Raw genomic sequence first — 17196 nt, forward strand, 5'->3', positions numbered from 1 at the left:
CATGAACGATAAACCGATTATTGCACTAGACTTTCCAGGAGAGAAAGAAGTGTTTCAATTTTTAAGCCAGTTTGAAGAGCAACTTTTTGTCAAAGTGGGCATGGAGTTATATATGCAGGAAGGGCCAGATATCGTGCGCAAAATTAAAGAACAAGGCCACGACATTTTCCTAGATTTAAAACTTCATGACATTCCAAATACGGTAAAGTCTGCAATGAAAGGTTTAGCACGATTAGGTGTGGATTTAGTTAATGTTCATGCAGCAGGTGGCAAAAATATGATGGAAGGTGCACTGGAAGGCTTAGAGGCAGGTACGCCTGTCGGGAAAAAGCGTGCAGCTTTAATCGCAGTAACACAACTAACATCAACGACAGAAGAACAAATGCGCAATGAACAACGCATTGATCTGCCATTGATTGATGCTGTGCTACATTATGCACAGCTCACAAAATCGGCTGGTTTAAATGGGGTTGTTTGTTCGGTGCATGAAGCACGTGCCATTGCAGAAGTATGCGGTGAAGACTTCCTTCGCGTAACGCCAGGTATTCGCATGGCGGGCGGCGAGACACATGACCAAAAACGTATTGCAACACCAGACGGGGCACGTCAAGATGGTTCGTCATTAATCGTAGTAGGACGTGCCATTACAGGCGCAGCTAATCCAGTAGCTGCATATAAAGAAGTTTGTGAATTATGGGAGGCAAAATAATTATGACATTACAAAACGAAATCGCACACGCTATGCTAAAGGTTGGGGCAGTAGAATTAAACCCAACAGATTTATTTACTTGGGCTTCAGGTATTAAATCACCAATTTACTGTGACACACGTTTAACGATTTCAGATCCTGTTATTCGTAAACAGCTAGCAAATGGATTAGCCCAAAACATTAAAGAATTTTTCCCTGAAACAGAAGTAGTAGCAGGAACTGCCACAGCAGGTATCCCGCACGCTGCTTGGGTATCGGATATTTTAGAGTTACCAATGGTATACGTACGCTCAAAAGCAAAAGAGCACGGCCGCGGTAACCAAATTGAAGGTAAGTACGCACCAGGTCAAAAAGTAGTCGTAGTAGAAGACATCGTATCAACAGGCGGCTCTTCGATTACAGCAGTTGAAGCATTACGCGCAGCAGGCTGTGAAGTAGTAGGCGTCGTATGTGTATATACATACAACTTACCAAAAGCAGAAAAAGCATTCGATGAAATCGGCGTAAAATATGTATCCTTAACAAACTTCGACTACTTAGTAGAAGCAGCAAACGAATCAGGTGCAATTCAAGCAGATCAAATCCCGTTCTTGAAAGAGTGGCATGCAAAACTTAAAGCTGGAGAGCTTTAAGTTTTGCATGCGACGAGGATTGTGATTGCGTAGCAATGACAACCGCAGGAGCACAATGGATGGAAGCCCAGCATGAGCTGGGCTTCTTTGCTTAAAGCAGGCAATCTACAAAAATAATTGAGTTTATTTTAAAGTGAATGAAACACTAATTATATAGGTAGAGCTGTGGCGAAAGCGTAGCGACAGCCACACCAGTAAACTTAAGGCGGGAACGCTTTAAGTTTACTCTGCGACGAGGATTGTGATTGCCCAGCAATGACAACCGCATGAGCACAATGAATGGAAGCCCGGCATGAGCCGGGCTTCTTTGCGTAAAGCGGGGAATTTACAAAAAATAATTGGAATTATTGTGGTTCTATATAGGGTTGGCGGAGCAGCAGTTTAAAAAGGAAAAGTTAAGAGTGTATCGTGTCTCTACATAAAAAATTTAAGTAAAATTTAACCTAATTTTAACCTTTATAATCTATAGTAGAAGCTAATGGAGCTTATGTAATTTCCGTGAATATTCAAAACTTACCACCTTGCATTGATAGGAAGCTTCATTTCTAACGATGTTAAAGCTTTTTTAGAAGGAGGTGAAAGTCTATGGTAACTATACAAATTCTACCATCACCGCCCATAAACAAACCAGGAAAAGGACGTGGTTTTGGTAAATAATAAGGCTAGAAAGAAGGGTTTGACCTATTAAGGTCAAACCCTGTAATGTCCTACTATTAGAATTTATATATTAAGTGGTAGATATTAATCACGGTGATGGCTCATGTTGAAACATTAAGAGTGAGATAGGCCAAAGAGTGCATTTAGAAATCATTGTAGTGAATGAACTATGCTAAAAGATTCAAGATTCTATTTTATGAATGAAGCATGAATATTCTTGATCAAAATAATTAAAATTATAGTGGTCATTTCACATATACATACATCTATTTTCATTAATGGAAATTGGGTGACATTCGTTCATAGTGATGGAGGGTGAAGATATGGAATTGGTTCTATGTAAGAAGGAAGAAGATTATGAGAAGTTCATCCTATTCTTTTTGCGTAATCGAAATATATTCTCTAATGATTATTCATTACTAGAAGCTGTTGGCAGTCTTTATATTATGATGGGTGAAACAAATATTGTTAATTTTATCAATGACGAAGGTGAGATAATCGCGGCAATTTGCTATTCATATGGGACACGTGAAAATAATTTTGAGGACAAACATATCGTATTTGTAGATTGTGCCATTATAGAAAAGCAGTATCAAGGTAGCTTAGTATTCGTTCGTTATTTTCAACAATGGATAAAATATCTTGAAAGAGAGGATGAAAAGCCAGAGGAAATTCAATTTCATGCGCATCGACATCATAAATATGTCCATCGTTTATATAATAAATTTGCTAAAGTTATAGGAGAAGCAGAAGATCAGTTCGGTATAAAGGATGTGTTTTCCGTAGAATATGATCGTTTGGTAGCCTATCTTGACAGATTTAATAGAGAGAAAGTGTATAAATAATTAACCTAATTTGTTAATTATCATTTTATTTCCCTAAAAAATATTCCTTCACCCTTATTTGTGATTCAGAAAAAACTCTAGCAATCCGTTAGCTAGATTAGTGTTACTCATAATCATCCTTTCTTTAGCTTATAGATCAACTATTATTCGTCAAAATGATGAAAAAGGGTTCAGCTATATGTTGTTTATAAGTCTTGCATATATATTCTAAAAATACACATGTTCTCACTACCTTCGCATAAATATTAAGAGGATTTTTAGTTTTAATATTTCCCATTTTAAGAGTAAAAATGAAAACATTATGCAATCTTCTTGAAAAGATAAAGGAATTAGTAGGTGAAGATTATAGATCAACTAGAAAAGATGAGTGCTATAATTAGCGATTTAAGCATATGAGTTTTTAAATTATCAAACTAGCTAGTCAATAAAGCAAAGACACAACTTGCGCTAAAATAGAGCGAGTTGTGTCTTTTAAATTCATTATAGTTTAACAATCCAGCCAAAAGGATCTTCTAGCTTACCAGTCTGTATCCCTGTTAATGTATCATATAATAATTGTGAGAGTTGTCCGATTTCACCGTTGTTCAGGACAAACTTTTCGTCTAAATATTTTAACTCGCCAATTGGTGAAATAACAGCAGCTGTCCCTGTTCCGAATGCTTCTTCTAATTGCCCATTTTTATGTGCTTCTATAATTTCATCGATAGAAATTTGGCGTTCTTCAACTGGAATTTGTTTATAGTTTAAAATGTTGATGATTGAATCCCGTGTAATACCAGCTAAAATACTGCCATTTAAAGCAGGAGTGATTACAGTCCCGTTAATCTTGAAGAAAATATTCATACTTCCTACTTCTTCTACGAATCTATGCTCTTTGCCATCTAACCATAATGTTTGATCGTATCCATCTTCATTTGCCAATTCTTGCCCTTTTAAGCTACTTGCATAGTTACCACCTGTTTTTGCTTCTCCAGTACCACCAGCGACAGCGCGTACATATTGCTGTTCCACTAAAATTTTGACAGGGTTTATACCATTTGCATAATATGAGCCTACTGGTGATAGGATAATCATAAATTGATATGTTTGAGATGGGGCTACACTTAAATAGGAATCTGTCGCAATTACAAATGGACGAATGTATAACGACGTACCTGGCGCATTTGGAATCCATTCACGCTCAATTGTTAGCAACTGTTTTAATGCTTCTAATGCCAGTTCTTCATCTACAGGTGGAATACATAGTCGCGCACTCGATAAATTTAATCGTTTAAAGTTGTTTTGAGGACGGAATAATAGCACGTCATTTGTTTCTGTTACATAAGCTTTTAACCCTTCAAATACGGTTTGCCCGTAGTGGAATACTTTACTAGAAGGGTCTAACGTAATCGGTTGATAAGGAACAATACGTGGATCATGCCACCCCTTACCTTCTGTATAATCTAAAATAAACATATGGTCTGTAAAAAATTTACCAAATCCAAGGGCAGATGTAGCCGGTTTTTCCTTTTTATTTTGCGTTAATTCAATTTTGATTTTCATTATAAATGTCCCCCATTAATACAAAAAATAACATCTGGATTTTTCTATTAAGTATAGCTTATTTTCTCCGATTTTCAATCTAATTTGAATATTTGAACGAATTATCAGATTATTAAAGTAGATAGCTACAACTTGTTCATTAGAGCAATGCCTACAAGCATAAACTAAGAAGGTTCCGTCTACAAAATATGTTGAGACGGAACCTGTATATGCGTTGTTACTTGTTTTTCAATTGTAAAATCAGGTTTTCATCTGGTGTGACAAACAATGTTTTTTGTTCGAAGTAAATGACGAATCCAGGTTTAGATCCATTTGGCTTTTTCACTTGGCGAATTTCAGTATAATCGACTGGCACGGAGGATGATTCGCGTGCTTTACTGAAATACGCACTTAACATCGCTGCTTCATGTAATGTCGTTTCGTCCGGTGTATCACAATGAATGACGACGTGTGAACCAGGGATATCTTTCGTATGCAGCCAAATGTCTGTTTTCTTTGCCAATTTAAATGTTAAATAATCATTTTGTTTATTGTTTTTACCGACGGAAATCGCAATGCCTGTAGAAGATATAAATTTCTCCGGTGCTGGCTTTGTCGGTTTTTTCTTTTTCTTTGAAGCACGTAGGCGAAGATAGCCTTGCTCTGCTAATTCCTCACGAATTTCTTCAATATCAGCAGGGGCGGCTTGCTGTACTTGCTGAGCGAGCATGTCAAAATATGAAATGTCATCCTCTGTTTTTTGCTTCTGTTCTTCGATCATAATGAGCGCATTTTTTGCCTTATTGTATTTTGTGTAATAGCTTTGTGCATTTTCAATCGGTGTTTTTCGTGGGCTTACAGTAATAGTTACTTTTTCGCCTGTATAGTAATTATCCACTGTTACATGCTCTACCCCTTTTTCAAATTGATAAAGGTTTGCCATTAGCAGTTCACCGTATAGTTGAAACTCATGCAGTTTACTTGCACGCTCGTAATCTTTATCGAGCTTTTTTAGCTTTAATTTTAATTTATCGAGTTCGTTTGTCAGCCAACGCTCTAAATCACCGGCTTGTTGTTTTACTCGGTCGCGTTCAGCACGAGCGAAGAAAACACGGTCGAGTAATGTACTTAAATTGGGATAATCTGTTTCTTTTCCATTTAAATGGGTTAGACTTGTTGGTGAAAAATATGCTTTCCCTTCTACTTCTTTATAGGTTGGGTGCTTTGCCACATAAATTTCTTCCATAAATGTACGAATCGTCTCTACTAACGCTCCTTGTTGGATGCGGTGACATAATTCATTCGCATGCAGAGGGGAGAAGCCGATAAAGCGATTCATAATATCTTTTGCCGTTACATCGTTGGCAAAAAAGGTGCGCAGCTCATCGTCTGTTACTTCGTTCATATGTTGCTTATTTTGTGCGGGTGGCGCGATATATTGTTGCCCTGGTAAAACAGTACGATAGCTATTCATCGAAGGAGAGAGGTGTTTTAAACTATCGATAATTTTATCGTTCTCCGTATCCACTAAAATCAGGTTACTATGACGCCCCATCACTTCAATAATCAGCTTACGATAAACGGTATCACCAATTTCGTTTTTACTTTCAATACCGAGTGTGAGGACGCGCTCTCCGCTCGTATGCTGCAACGCTGTAATAAAACCGCCTTCTATATGTTTACGTAAAAGCATGCAAAACATGGGTGGCTCTGCTGGATTTTCGACGGTTTGTTCCGTGAGATGGACACGTGCATAGGAAGGGTGGATGGAAATTAGTAATTTATGATTTCCGCCTTTTGCACGAATATGTAAGATGACTTCGAGTGCATTCGGCTGATGAATTTTTGTAATACGTCCTGATAAAAGCTGCGATAATTCTTTCGCCATCGCGCTTGTAAATAATCCGTCAAATGCCATTGTTCATTCCTCTTTCATTTATAGCTTGTTGCTATATTTTTGTAAAAACTTATAATCAGTAAATCCTAAAACATACATTACCATTTGAGTAACCGCTGCTTTCCGCTCCGACACTCGCTTTCCACGGGCGAGATCAAGCCTCCTCGTCGCTCATCCTTCGCTCCTGCGGGGTCTTGATTGTCTCGCTTTTCCCGTAGGAGTCTCGTGCCTCCGCTACAAGCAACTAGTGTTCAATACAATAATTAGCTGCTCAAAAATAATGAAAAATTCTCATTGATGAAAGTAAAGGCTGAGCGATTATACATGCAAACAGAAAGAAAATAATTTCTTTTAAAGAAGAGAAATATTCTTCTAGGATATCGAGAAGTATTCACTTTTGCCGTAGCGCGCCATCGCCACAGGAGCCAAGATTCTCTTTGCGACGAAAGTGCAACGTCAGGAGCAGGAACAGGAGATCCAAACAGGCCACGCCTGTTTTAGCTCCTGTGTAGGCTGTGGCAAAGCGCGGAGGCTACGATTACGCTTTCATTTAATATCTTTTACTATTTACCTGGTGTTTTTAGGATGTATTTTGCTCGTTGCGAGTAATAAGTCATTGCTCATCTACTCTCTCTTATGATAGCATTTTTTCTTGTGTGTGCGGATGTTTACATATTTCTATAAAACAAACATCATAACGGGTTAAACATATGCTATAATTATTGCAGTATGCAAAAAAGGATGTGACGAACCTTGGTGCGTAGTATGACGGGCTTTGGCAGGGGTGTCACAACGACGAAATCTCATCAATTGACTGTTGAAGTTCGTGCTGTGAATCATCGTTTTTTAGAAATTAATACAAAGTTTCCGAAAGAGTGGATGGAGTCTGAAGTGTTAGCGAAGAAAATGCTATCCCAAGCTTTATCACGTGGAAAGCTTGATGTTATTATTTTTCTAAAGGAGCTCCAAACAGCTGAGCAAAAAATTCAAATTAATTGGCCCCTTTTAGAGGCATATCGTAAAGCGAAAGAAGAACTTTCGCTCAATATGTTGATGGAAGAAAAATGGACGATGCAAGAAATTGCTATGCTCGATCAAGTGCTTGTTGTACAGGAGGAAGAACTTGTACAAGAGGAAGTGCTAACAGCTATCGAACAGGCATTACAGCAAGCAATCACGCAATTAATCCAGATGCGTGAAAGAGAGGGCGCAGAGTTAAAAGCAGTGATGTTACAATATAAGGAACAATTGCAAGCGCAAGTTCAATGTATTCGTACAACATCAGGCGATGCCGTACTGAAGTATCGTGAGCGATTAAAGCAACGTGTAGAAGAATTTACGAGTGGACAACTATTAGAGGACCGCTTATTAACAGAAGTAGCATTATTTGCAGAGCGCGTTGATATTAGCGAAGAGCTGGACCGTTTGGAAAGTCATTTCCATCAGTTAGAAGAAACGCTGGAAGAAGATATTCCGATTGGTCGTAAACTTGACTTTTTAATGCAGGAAATGCATCGTGAAATTAATACGATTGGTTCGAAAAATCAGTCATCGGAAAGCTCGATAGCAGTCGTGCAAGCGAAAACGATTTTAGAAAAAATGCGCGAGCAAGTTCAAAATATTGAATAGTTAGAAGGAGTTATAGATGAAGAAACAACGTGGCTTATTAATCGTATTATCAGGTCCATCTGGTGTGGGAAAAGGAACTGTTCGAAAAGAGCTATTCTCACAGTCCAATACGAATTATGAATATTCTATTTCAATGACAACACGTAATCCTCGCGAAGGAGAAGTAGATGGTGTAGACTATTTCTTTAAGACACGTGAGGAATTTGAAGTATTAATTGAACAAGGTGGTTTACTTGAGCATGCACAGTTTGTCGGTAATTACTACGGTACACCGCTTGCTTATGTAAATGAAACATTAGATGCAGGGCGCGATGTATTTTTAGAGATTGAAGTACAAGGTGCCAAGCAAATTCGAGAAAAAGCACCAGATGCATTATTTATTTTCTTAGCACCGCCGAGTCTTTCTGAGTTAAAATCACGTTTAGTAGGGCGTGGTACGGAGACAGAAGACGTTATTGCAAAACGTATTGCAACAGCGGAAGAAGAGCTTGAAATGATGAGCCTATACGATTACGTTGTAGAAAACGACGAAGTACACAATGCATGTGATAAAATTAACGCCATTATTAAAGCGGAACATTGTCGTCGCGAGCGTGTAGAAAAAATTTATTTATCAATGTTGAAGGGAGAATAAATCCATGTTATATCCATCAGTAGATGCTTTAAAAAAGGAAATCGATTCAAAATACTCTTTAGTAAGCTTAGCTTCTAAGCGAGCGCGCCAAATGCAAGAGGAAGGTGGCGAGCGCCTTCATAGATACGTTTCTTACAAGCCTGTAGGAAAAGCGTTAGAAGAAGTAGCGGCCGGCGTATTAGAGAAAGAACAGCAAGATGAATCAACAATTTACGAGGATGAAGTGTAAGTTTAGCTCATTCATCCGTACTTTGGTCATCTAAGTAGTCCTAATTATATGTAAAGTATTTAGTAGCTCCCGGAGAAAACTCTTTGGGAGCTTATCATTTGAAGGGGGCAAACTAAATGCAAAACAAAAATATTTTACTTTGCGTAACGGGCGGTATTGCTGTCTATAAAGCAGTGGCACTGACGAGTAAATTAACGCAAGCGGGTTTTCATGTAAAAGTAATGATGACAGCATCTGCACAAAAATTTGTGAACCCTTTAAGCTTTCAGGTGATGTCAAAAAATGATGTGTTTTTCGATACATTTGACGAAAAAGATTCAAGTGTGATCGCACATATTGATTTAGCAGATTGGGCGGATCTTATTTTAGTCGCACCAGCTACAGCGAATGTCATTGGTAAACTGGCGAATGGCATTGCAGATGATATGGTGACAACGACATTACTGGCAACGACGGCGCCGGTATGGCTAGCGCCCGCGATGAATGTACATATGTATGATCATCCAGCAGTAAGACGTAATATTGCACAGCTACATACAGATGGGTACCGTTTTGTCGAACCTTCCGAAGGCTATTTAGCATGTGGCTATGTAGGGAAGGGGCGTCTAGAAGAGCCCGAAAAAATGACAGCGTTAGTCATGCAGCATTTTGCACCACAAAAACAGCCGCTTAAAGGAAAAAAAGTGGTTGTATCAGCTGGCCCAACCCGTGAGCGCGTTGACCCAGTCCGCTTTTTAACGAACTTCTCAACAGGGAAGATGGGGTACTCAATGGCCGAAGCAGCACGTGATTTAGGCGCAGATGTTGTGCTTGTTTCTGGTCCAACGAATTTACCTAAGCCAATGGGTATGACAGTAATCGATGTGGAGAGTGCTCAAAATATGTTTGATGCGATTTGGGCACAATACGAATCAGCTGATATCGTCATTAAAACAGCTGCTGTAGCAGATTATCGCCCGAAAAATGTGCATGGTCAGAAAATGAAAAAGCAACCAGGCGATGCTGTTTTAGAACTAGAACGTACAACCGATATTTTAGCAACGCTTGGAGCCAACAAAACACACCAGTTGTTAATTGGATTTGCTGCAGAAACGAATGATGTAGAAAGCTACGGGGCACAAAAATTACAAAAGAAAAATGCGGATTATATTGTCGCAAATGACGTGACAGAAGCTGGCTCTGGTTTTGGTACAGACACGAATAGTGTAATTTTAATCGGACATGACTACAAGCAAAAATTTGCGCAACTTCCTAAAAAAGAGTTAGCACGACAGTTGCTTGAAACAATTGCAGAAAGAGAAGATTTTAAATGACATTAGTCGTTGCACAAGTCATTGTCGATGTAGCCGCCTATCCAGTGGATCGACCGTTTGATTATGTTGTTCCAGATGCGTGGCATTCATTAATCGAAGTGGGGAGTCGTGTGAAAGTCCCTTTTGGCCCGCGTAATGTACTCGGTTTTGTTGTCGCGTTACAACACGAAACAGATGTGCCAATGGATAAAATGAAGCCTGTTGCACAAATATTAGATATTGAACCTGTGCTAACAGAAGAAATGCTGAAATTATCAAAATGGCTGAAGCAACAAACGATTTGCTATGAAATTGATGCATTGCAAGCCATGCTCCCATCTGCCTTGCGTGCAAAGTATGAAAAAATTGTGCATGTGACAGGGGAAGTAGCCGCGCTACCTGACATCTTACAGGCTCATTTTAATAAGAACGGTAAAGCAAACTTGAAAAATTTCGAAAAAGAAGGATTGCTTCGGGAAGTAAAGCAGGCGCTAAAAGATGGTCTGGTTACAGTTGAAAATAGTGTGAAACAGCAAGGTGCAGTGAAAGAAATCCGGAAAGTACAAATCGAATCGGATTTAGTGAAGTTAACAGAAATAGAAGCTTCTATTGCTAAGCGGGCAGCTAAGCAAAAACAGCTTGTCCAGTGGATGATGAAGCACCCAGGCCAAATGTTTTTACCAGATGATTTGTGTCGTGAAGCCGGTGTAACAATGGGCGTATTGCAATCTGTGATAGAAAAAGGCGCCGCTTTTTTTATGAAAGAGGAAGTATACCGCGACCCATTCACAAAAGAAGTAGCAAAAACCGATTTTTTAACACTAACGGATGAGCAAGCGACGGCTTTAACGGCTATTACGCAAGCAATGGATGCGCAACGTGCAGAAACATTTTTACTGCAAGGTGTCACAGGTAGTGGGAAAACGGAAGTGTATTTACAAGCCATTCAACATACGCTGAGAGAAGGGAAGGAATCGATTGTACTTGTACCTGAGATTTCATTAACACCCCAAATGACGGAGCGTTTCCGTTCGCGTTTTGGAGAACTCGTAGCCGTTCTTCATAGCGGGCTTTCAGTCGGTGAAAAGTATGATGAGTGGCGGAAAATCCAGCAAGGAAAAGTAAAAGTTGTTGTCGGTGCTCGTTCTGCGATTTTTGCCCCATTTGAAAATGTCGGACTCATCATTTTAGATGAAGAACATGAATCCACGTATAAACAAGAGGATGCCCCTCGTTATCATGCACGGGATGTTGCGATTTGGCGTGGTCAGTATCATGGATGCCCCGTTATTTTAGGTAGTGCAACGCCAAGTCTTGAATCATTTGCTCGAGCAAAAAAAAATGTGTATACATTATTAACGTTAAAAAATCGCGCGATGAGGCAAGCTTTACCGACAGTACATGTTGTCGATATGCGTGAAGAATTAAAGTTAGGGAATCGCTCCATGTTTTCAATTAGCTTAGTAGAAGCGATTCGGGAACGTCTAATGAAAAAAGAGCAAACGGTGCTCTTTTTAAACCGTCGTGGTTACTCTTCCTTTGTCTTATGTCGTGATTGTGGGACGGTAGTAGAATGTCCAAATTGTGATATTTCGTTAACGTATCATCGCTCCAGTGAGAAATTAAAATGTCATTATTGTGGATATGAAGAGTATGTGCCACAGTCTTGCCCACAATGTCAGAGTGAGCATATTCGTTTCTTCGGTACAGGGACGCAAAAAGTCGAGGAAGAGATATATAAGCTATTTCCGGAAGCACGTGTCCTTCGGATGGATGTCGATACAACAAGTAAAAAAGGTGCACACGAGGAAATTTTAGATGCTTTTGGGCGAGGGGAAGCCGATATTTTACTTGGTACGCAAATGATTGCAAAGGGACTTGATTTTCCGAATATTACGCTTGTTGGTGTATTAAGTGCGGATACGAGCTTGCATCTTCCAGATTATCGTTCCGCAGAGCGTACGTTTCAACTGTTAACACAAGTAAGTGGACGAGCGGGTAGACATGAAAAATCGGGAGAGGTTATCGTGCAAACGTACACACCCGAACATTATACAATTGAATTGTCAAAAGAACAGTTATACGAACCGTTTTATGAGCGTGAAATGCATATGCGCCGTCAAGCAGGCTATCCGCCTTATTATTATTTAGCGCTTGTACAAGTATCGCATGAAGATGTTATGATGGCGGCTGAGTATGCAGCGAGAGCAGCTGAATATTTACGGTCGAACTTACCATTTAACGTGTCTATTATCGGGCCCACAACAGCAAGTATTAGCCGTCTCCAAAATAGATATCGCTATCAATGTTTGATAAAATACAAAATAGAACCAAACCTCATTCCAGTACTATTACAGCTTATAAAACTGTATCGCTCGGAATGGATAAAAAAAGGAATCCTGCTCACCATTGATTTAGACCCATCAATGATTTGAGCTTGTGAAAGAGGTAAAAATGTATGGCAATTAGAGAAGTAGTAAAAGCACCTGCAAAGGTTTTATCTTCAAAAACAAGAGAAGTAGAAGTAATCGATGAGAACATCATTGCGCTTTTAGATGATTTATATGACACGATGGTAGAGCATGACGGCGTTGGCATTGCAGCACCACAAGTAAATGTTGATTTACGTGTAGCGATTGTTGAACTAGGGGAAGATATTTTAGAAATGATTAACCCAGTTGTGCTGGAAACACGTGGCGAAGCGGAAGATATTGAAGGTTGCTTAAGCTTTCCGGATCTTTTCGGTTTAGTAAAGCGCCCGACATACGTAAAAATTGAAGCGGCAGACCGTGAAGGACAGATTTATGAGTTAGAAGCAGAAGATTTCGAAGCACGTTGTATTTTACATGAAATCGATCATTTAGATGGTGTATTATTCGACGCCAAAATGACGCGTGTGTTAACGCAAGAAGAACTAGATGAACTGTACGCAGATGTTGAGGAGGAATAATATGACAAAGGTCGTATTTATGGGAACGCCCGCTTTCTCAGCACCAATTTTACGTATGTTGCATGAAGAGGGCTATCATATTTTAGCGGTTGTTACGCAACCAGACCGTCCAGTAGGGCGCAAAAAAATACTTACACCACCACCAGTAAAGGAAGAAGCGGTACGCCTTGGTTTACCAGTGATTCAGCCCGAGAAATTACGCGGTTCAGAGGAACTACAGCAAATTATTGGATTAGGTGCAGATATTATTATTACAGCCGCATTTGGTCAAATTTTACCGAAAGAGCTACTAGATGCTCCGCGCTTAGGGTGTATTAATGTGCATGCCTCTTTATTGCCGCAATACCGTGGCGGTGCCCCAATCCATCAAGCAATCATTGATGGACAAAAGACAACAGGGGTTACGATTATGTATATGGCAGAAAAGCTGGATGCAGGTGATATTATTTCCCAACGCGACATCATGATTGAAGATGCAGACCATACAGGGAGCATGTTCGAAAAATTAAGCGAAGTAGGTCGCGAGCTATTAAAAGAGACATTGCCTGCAATTATTGATGGAACGAATGCCCGCATTGTACAAGATGAGTCACTCGTAACATATGCAAGCAATATTAGTCGTGAGCAAGAGCGCATTGACTGGACAAAAGATGCGCGTACGATTTACAACCAAGTACGTGGTCTGCATCCATGGCCAGTTGCTTATACAACATTCGAAGCGGCAAACGTAAAAATTTGGTGGGCGCAGGTGGGCGCTACAGCGCATGACCGCGAGCCGGGAGAAGTTGTAGCGATTCATAAAGATCGTTTTGAGGTCGCAACAGGTGCAGGCGGTACGTTAGCGGTACTAGACTTACAACCAGCCGGGAAAAAACGTATGACAGCAGAAGAATATTTACGTGGCACTGGTTCAAAACTACAGATAGGGGACCGCTTTGAATGAGTAAAAAGAAGCAACAAATTTGGGATGGAAATGTGCGTGATGCGGCATTAACCATTTTGCTAGCCGTTGATAAAAATCAAGCATATAGCAATCTTTTGTTACATCAAACGATTGAAAAATACAAGATTGATGCGAAAGACCGTAGTTTATTAACAGAAATTACGTATGGGACATTACAGCATAAATTCACGCTGGATTACTATTTAGAACCATTTATTCGTGGGAAAGTCGATTTATGGGTACGTTGGCTACTGCGTATGTCGCTGTATCAAATGGAATATTTATCGCGTATTCCCCCACACGCTGCAGTGAATGAGGCAGTAGAAATTGCGAAACGTCGTGGACATAAAGGCATTGCATCCATGGTGAACGGTATTCTCCGTACGATTCTTCGTGAGGGTTTACGAGCAACTGCGGATATTACAGACCCAGTAGAGCGTCTTTCAATTGAAACGAGTCATCCGAAGTGGTTAGTCGACCGTTGGGTGGAAAGCTACGGTTATGAGAATACGGCAAATATGTTACGTGAAAATAATATTCCACCGGTACAAACTGTACGTGTGAATACAACACGTGCAACGGTCGAACAAGTATTAGCGTCTCTTGAAGCAGAAGGAATAAAGGCGCACCAAAGTGATGTTATGCCTGAATGTATTCATTTAACAAATGGTACAGCTGCTCGTACAACTGCGTTTAAAGAGGGCTTGATAACGATTCAAGATGAAAGCTCCATGCTACCAGCGAATGTATTAAATCCTCAGCCTGGCATGAAAGTGCTCGATATGTGTGCGGCACCAGGTGGGAAGACGACACATTTGGCGGAGAAAATGCAAAACGAAGGCTCGATTTTGGCAATGGATTTGCATCCGCATAAGCTGGATTTAATCGATGAAAATACAGCGCGACTTGGGCTGGAGATTGTACAAACTGCGCCAATTGATGGGCGTAAGGCGGCAAGCTTCTTAGCAAAAGAGAGCTTTGATGCGGTATTAGTCGATGCTCCGTGCTCAGGACTTGGTGTCATGCGTCGCAAGCCAGATATTAAATATACGAAGCGTGAGGAAGACCTAGAAAGTCTTCAAACAATTCAGCTTGCGATTTTAGACAATGCGGTACAAGTATTAAAGCCAGGTGGACGTTTAGTATATAGTACATGTACAGTAGATAAACGAGAAAACGAAGGCACGGTAGAAGCGTTTTTAACCGCACATCCAGAGATGGAAAGTGAAGCCTTAACCAATTTACCGGAAAAACTATTAGCGAAACAAAACAGCGGTATGCTACAAGTATTTCCGCAAGATTTTGGCAGTGATGGCTTTTTTGTTGCTGCTTTTCGTAAAAAAGGAGAAACAATTTAACTAATGGATCAACATAAATTTGATGAACGTATTCAAGATTTAGTGGAAGAGGCGGAAGACAAACCAGTTCGTCGTGAGAAAAAAGAGAAGCCGCAGTTAAAAGAATCGATTTATTCTCTTCGTCCAGAGGAGTTACAGGAATGGTTAAAGGAACATGGAGAAAAACCATTCCGTGCGGGACAGATTTTTGATTGGCTATACAATAAGCGCGTAAAAACGTTTGAAGAAATGTCAAACCTATCAAAAGGGCTACGTGAAAAATTAGAAGCAAACTTTGCCTTAACAACACTGTCAACCATTATTAAACAAGAATCAACAGATGGCACGATTAAATTTTTATTCCAATTACAGGACGGCTATTCAATTGAAACGGTTTTAATGCGTCATGATTATGGGAACTCCATTTGTGTGACAACACAGGTAGGATGTCGTATTGGCTGTACGTTCTGTGCATCCACATTAGGTGGTTTAAAGCGTCACTTAATGGCGGGGGAAATCGTAGAGCAGGTTGTCAAAGTACAGCAACAGTTAGACGAAACAAATGAACGTGTAAGCTCTATCGTAATCATGGGAATTGGTGAACCGTTTGATAACTATGATGCGATGATGAACTTCTTGAAAATTGTGAATAATGATAAAGGATTAAACATCGGTGCACGTCATATTACCGTTTCGACATCAGGGATCGTACCGAAAATTTATCAGTTTGCAGACGAGCAATTACAAATTAACTTTGCGGTCTCCTTGCATGCACCAAATCAAGAAGCGCGCCAAAAGTTGATGCCGATTGCACGTGCATATAAAATTGATGAATTGCTTGAAGCTGTTCGTTATTATACGAAGAAAACAGGACGCCGTGTCACATTTGAATATGGTCTAATGTCGGGAGAAAATGATTCTGTGGAAGTAGCAGAAGAGTTAGCGGCATTAATTAAAAATATTAAGTGTCACGTCAACTTAATTCCGATTAACTACGTACCAGAGCGCGATTATGTACGTACATCGCGTAGTAAAATTTTTGAATTTGAAAAAACGTTAAAGAACAATGGGATTAACGTTACGATTCGCCGTGAACAAGGTGCGGATATTGCCGCAGCGTGTGGTCAATTACGTGCACAAGAACGATCAGAAGAAACAAAGTAGGTGGTCATTGTGAACTTTACAGTCGAAAGTGATGTTGGATTAAAACGTACAGTGAATGAAGATCGGGTCGCATTTGTTGAACGGCCTGATCAATTGAAGCTGGCGATTTTAGCGGACGGTATGGGTGGACATAATGCAGGCGACGTAGCAAGTGAAATGGCAATTGAGCAAATGCAAGCACTATTTTTGCAAGCAACAGCCGAGCAGCTTTCTTCCGAAGAAAGCTGTAAGGAATGGCTTCACGATGCTGTATCTGAGATTAATCATCAAATTTATCAATATTCATTATCACATGAAGGCTGTCAAGGTATGGGGACTACACTCATTGCGGTACTCATTGACGAAAAGCATTGCACAATAAGTCATGTGGGCGATAGCCGGGTATATCATTTTACAGATGACACTGCTGCGCTTGTTACACGCGATCATTCGTATGTCAATATTTTGGTAGAGAGCGGTGAAATTAGTGAAGAGGAAGCACAAAATCACCCGCAAAAGAATTTTATTTTAAAAGCACTTGGTACGGAAAGTTCCATTCAACCTGACTTCTATGATGTAACACTAGAGGAAAGTTCCTATTTACTAATTTGTTCAGATGGATTAAGTAATAAGTTATCGGTTGATGAAATGATCGCCATTATTACGCTTCCGATGCCGCTGCAGGAAAAAGGAAAAAAATTAATTCAACTAGCAAATGATTGTGGTGGCGAAGATAATATTTCCCTTGTACTGATGACTAGAAATGAGGAGGTGTAGG

15 protein-coding genes are annotated in these 17196 nt (G+C 39.9%); 13 read left to right on the top strand and 2 right to left on the bottom strand.

Annotated elements, in window-relative coordinates:
* Position 1 precedes the first annotated feature (1 nt).
* The 3 genes from pyrF (at position 2) to AAGS61_RS00705 (ending at position 2843) form a co-directional block, all read left to right on the top strand.
* Entirely contained in the window at positions 2 to 709 is a 708-nt protein-coding gene (gene pyrF / locus AAGS61_RS00695) for an orotidine-5'-phosphate decarboxylase (protein WP_391366359.1), read from the top strand.
* Positions 710 to 711: 2 nt separating this feature from the next.
* On the top strand, positions 712 to 1341 hold the full coding sequence (pyrE, locus tag AAGS61_RS00700) for an orotate phosphoribosyltransferase (protein ID WP_391366360.1): 630 nt from the start codon (positions 712 to 714) through the stop codon (positions 1339 to 1341).
* Between the two features lie 980 nt (positions 1342 to 2321).
* A complete protein-coding gene (locus AAGS61_RS00705; RefSeq protein ID WP_391366361.1) occupies positions 2322 to 2843 on the top strand; it encodes a hypothetical protein in 522 nt (173 codons plus the stop codon).
* Positions 2844 to 3323: 480 nt separating this feature from the next.
* Here the strand turns inward: AAGS61_RS00705 and AAGS61_RS00710 are convergent, their stop codons facing one another.
* Positions 3324 to 4385: a branched-chain amino acid aminotransferase gene (locus AAGS61_RS00710; protein ID WP_391366362.1), complete on the bottom strand. Its 1062-nt coding sequence runs from the start codon at positions 4383 to 4385 to the stop codon at positions 3324 to 3326.
* A gap of 217 nt (positions 4386 to 4602) precedes the next feature.
* On the bottom strand, positions 4603 to 6282 hold the full coding sequence (locus tag AAGS61_RS00715; protein ID WP_391366363.1) for an Rqc2 family fibronectin-binding protein: 1680 nt from the start codon (positions 6280 to 6282) through the stop codon (positions 4603 to 4605).
* A 732-nt stretch (positions 6283 to 7014) separates the two neighbouring features.
* Here AAGS61_RS00715 and AAGS61_RS00720 point away from each other — a divergent pair.
* From AAGS61_RS00720 to AAGS61_RS00765, 10 genes are all read left to right on the top strand, one after another.
* The gene (locus tag AAGS61_RS00720; protein ID WP_391366364.1) at positions 7015 to 7890 is read left to right on the top strand and encodes a YicC/YloC family endoribonuclease; all 876 of its coding nucleotides are present in this window, start codon (positions 7015 to 7017) and stop codon (positions 7888 to 7890) included.
* A gap of 16 nt (positions 7891 to 7906) precedes the next feature.
* Entirely contained in the window at positions 7907 to 8524 is a 618-nt protein-coding gene (gmk, locus tag AAGS61_RS00725; RefSeq protein ID WP_391366365.1) for a guanylate kinase, read from the top strand.
* A 4-nt stretch (positions 8525 to 8528) separates the two neighbouring features.
* Positions 8529 to 8753, top strand: a complete 225-nt coding sequence (rpoZ, locus tag AAGS61_RS00730; protein WP_391366366.1) for a DNA-directed RNA polymerase subunit omega — start codon at positions 8529 to 8531, stop codon at positions 8751 to 8753.
* A gap of 116 nt (positions 8754 to 8869) precedes the next feature.
* On the top strand, positions 8870 to 10066 hold the full coding sequence (gene coaBC, locus AAGS61_RS00735) for a bifunctional phosphopantothenoylcysteine decarboxylase/phosphopantothenate--cysteine ligase CoaBC (protein ID WP_391366367.1): 1197 nt from the start codon (positions 8870 to 8872) through the stop codon (positions 10064 to 10066).
* Positions 10063 to 12480 carry a primosomal protein N' gene (gene priA, locus AAGS61_RS00740; protein WP_391366368.1) on the top strand — a complete coding sequence of 806 codons (2418 nt, stop codon included), beginning with the start codon at positions 10063 to 10065 and terminating at the stop codon, positions 12478 to 12480. The genes coaBC and priA overlap by 4 nt, the downstream gene beginning before the upstream one ends.
* Before the next feature lie 23 nt (positions 12481 to 12503).
* Positions 12504 to 12995, top strand: a complete 492-nt coding sequence (gene def / locus AAGS61_RS00745; RefSeq protein ID WP_391366369.1) for a peptide deformylase — start codon at positions 12504 to 12506, stop codon at positions 12993 to 12995.
* A gap of 1 nt (position 12996) precedes the next feature.
* On the top strand, positions 12997 to 13938 hold the full coding sequence (gene fmt, locus AAGS61_RS00750; protein ID WP_391366370.1) for a methionyl-tRNA formyltransferase: 942 nt from the start codon (positions 12997 to 12999) through the stop codon (positions 13936 to 13938).
* Positions 13935 to 15296, top strand: coding sequence for a 16S rRNA (cytosine(967)-C(5))-methyltransferase RsmB (gene rsmB, locus AAGS61_RS00755; RefSeq protein ID WP_391366371.1), 1362 nt, complete (start codon positions 13935 to 13937; stop codon positions 15294 to 15296). Before fmt ends, rsmB begins: the two co-directional genes overlap by 4 nt.
* 3 nt (positions 15297 to 15299) lie before the next feature.
* Positions 15300 to 16439, top strand: a complete 1140-nt coding sequence (rlmN, locus tag AAGS61_RS00760; RefSeq protein WP_391366372.1) for a 23S rRNA (adenine(2503)-C(2))-methyltransferase RlmN — start codon at positions 15300 to 15302, stop codon at positions 16437 to 16439.
* A gap of 9 nt (positions 16440 to 16448) precedes the next feature.
* Positions 16449 to 17195, top strand: coding sequence for a Stp1/IreP family PP2C-type Ser/Thr phosphatase (locus AAGS61_RS00765; RefSeq protein WP_391366373.1), 747 nt, complete (start codon positions 16449 to 16451; stop codon positions 17193 to 17195).
* Position 17196 lies beyond the last annotated feature (1 nt).

This window comes from Lysinibacillus sp. KU-BSD001, from assembly GCF_042920265.1.
In the GTDB taxonomy this organism is placed as follows: Bacteria; Bacillota; Bacilli; order Bacillales_A; family Planococcaceae; genus Lysinibacillus_B.

Bases quoted from the DNA above. Each gene is read 5' to 3' on its own strand.
- fmt (WP_391366370.1), top strand. From the start codon at position 12,997: ATGACAAAGGTCGTATTTATGGGAACGCCCGCTTTCTCAGCACCAATT.
- AAGS61_RS00710 (WP_391366362.1), bottom strand. From the start codon at position 4,385: ATGAAAATCAAAATTGAATTAACGCAAAATAAAAAGGAAAAACCGGCT.
- rlmN (WP_391366372.1), top strand. From the start codon at position 15,300: ATGGATCAACATAAATTTGATGAACGTATTCAAGATTTAGTGGAAGAG.
- def (WP_391366369.1), top strand. From the start codon at position 12,504: ATGGCAATTAGAGAAGTAGTAAAAGCACCTGCAAAGGTTTTATCTTCA.
- pyrE (WP_391366360.1), top strand. From the start codon at position 712: ATGACATTACAAAACGAAATCGCACACGCTATGCTAAAGGTTGGGGCA.
- coaBC (WP_391366367.1), top strand. From the start codon at position 8,870: ATGCAAAACAAAAATATTTTACTTTGCGTAACGGGCGGTATTGCTGTC.
- pyrF (WP_391366359.1), top strand. From the start codon at position 2: ATGAACGATAAACCGATTATTGCACTAGACTTTCCAGGAGAGAAAGAA.
- AAGS61_RS00715 (WP_391366363.1), bottom strand. From the start codon at position 6,282: ATGGCATTTGACGGATTATTTACAAGCGCGATGGCGAAAGAATTATCG.
- gmk (WP_391366365.1), top strand. From the start codon at position 7,907: ATGAAGAAACAACGTGGCTTATTAATCGTATTATCAGGTCCATCTGGT.
- priA (WP_391366368.1), top strand. From the start codon at position 10,063: ATGACATTAGTCGTTGCACAAGTCATTGTCGATGTAGCCGCCTATCCA.
- rsmB (WP_391366371.1), top strand. From the start codon at position 13,935: ATGAGTAAAAAGAAGCAACAAATTTGGGATGGAAATGTGCGTGATGCG.
- rpoZ (WP_391366366.1), top strand. From the start codon at position 8,529: ATGTTATATCCATCAGTAGATGCTTTAAAAAAGGAAATCGATTCAAAA.
- AAGS61_RS00705 (WP_391366361.1), top strand. From the start codon at position 2,322: ATGGAATTGGTTCTATGTAAGAAGGAAGAAGATTATGAGAAGTTCATC.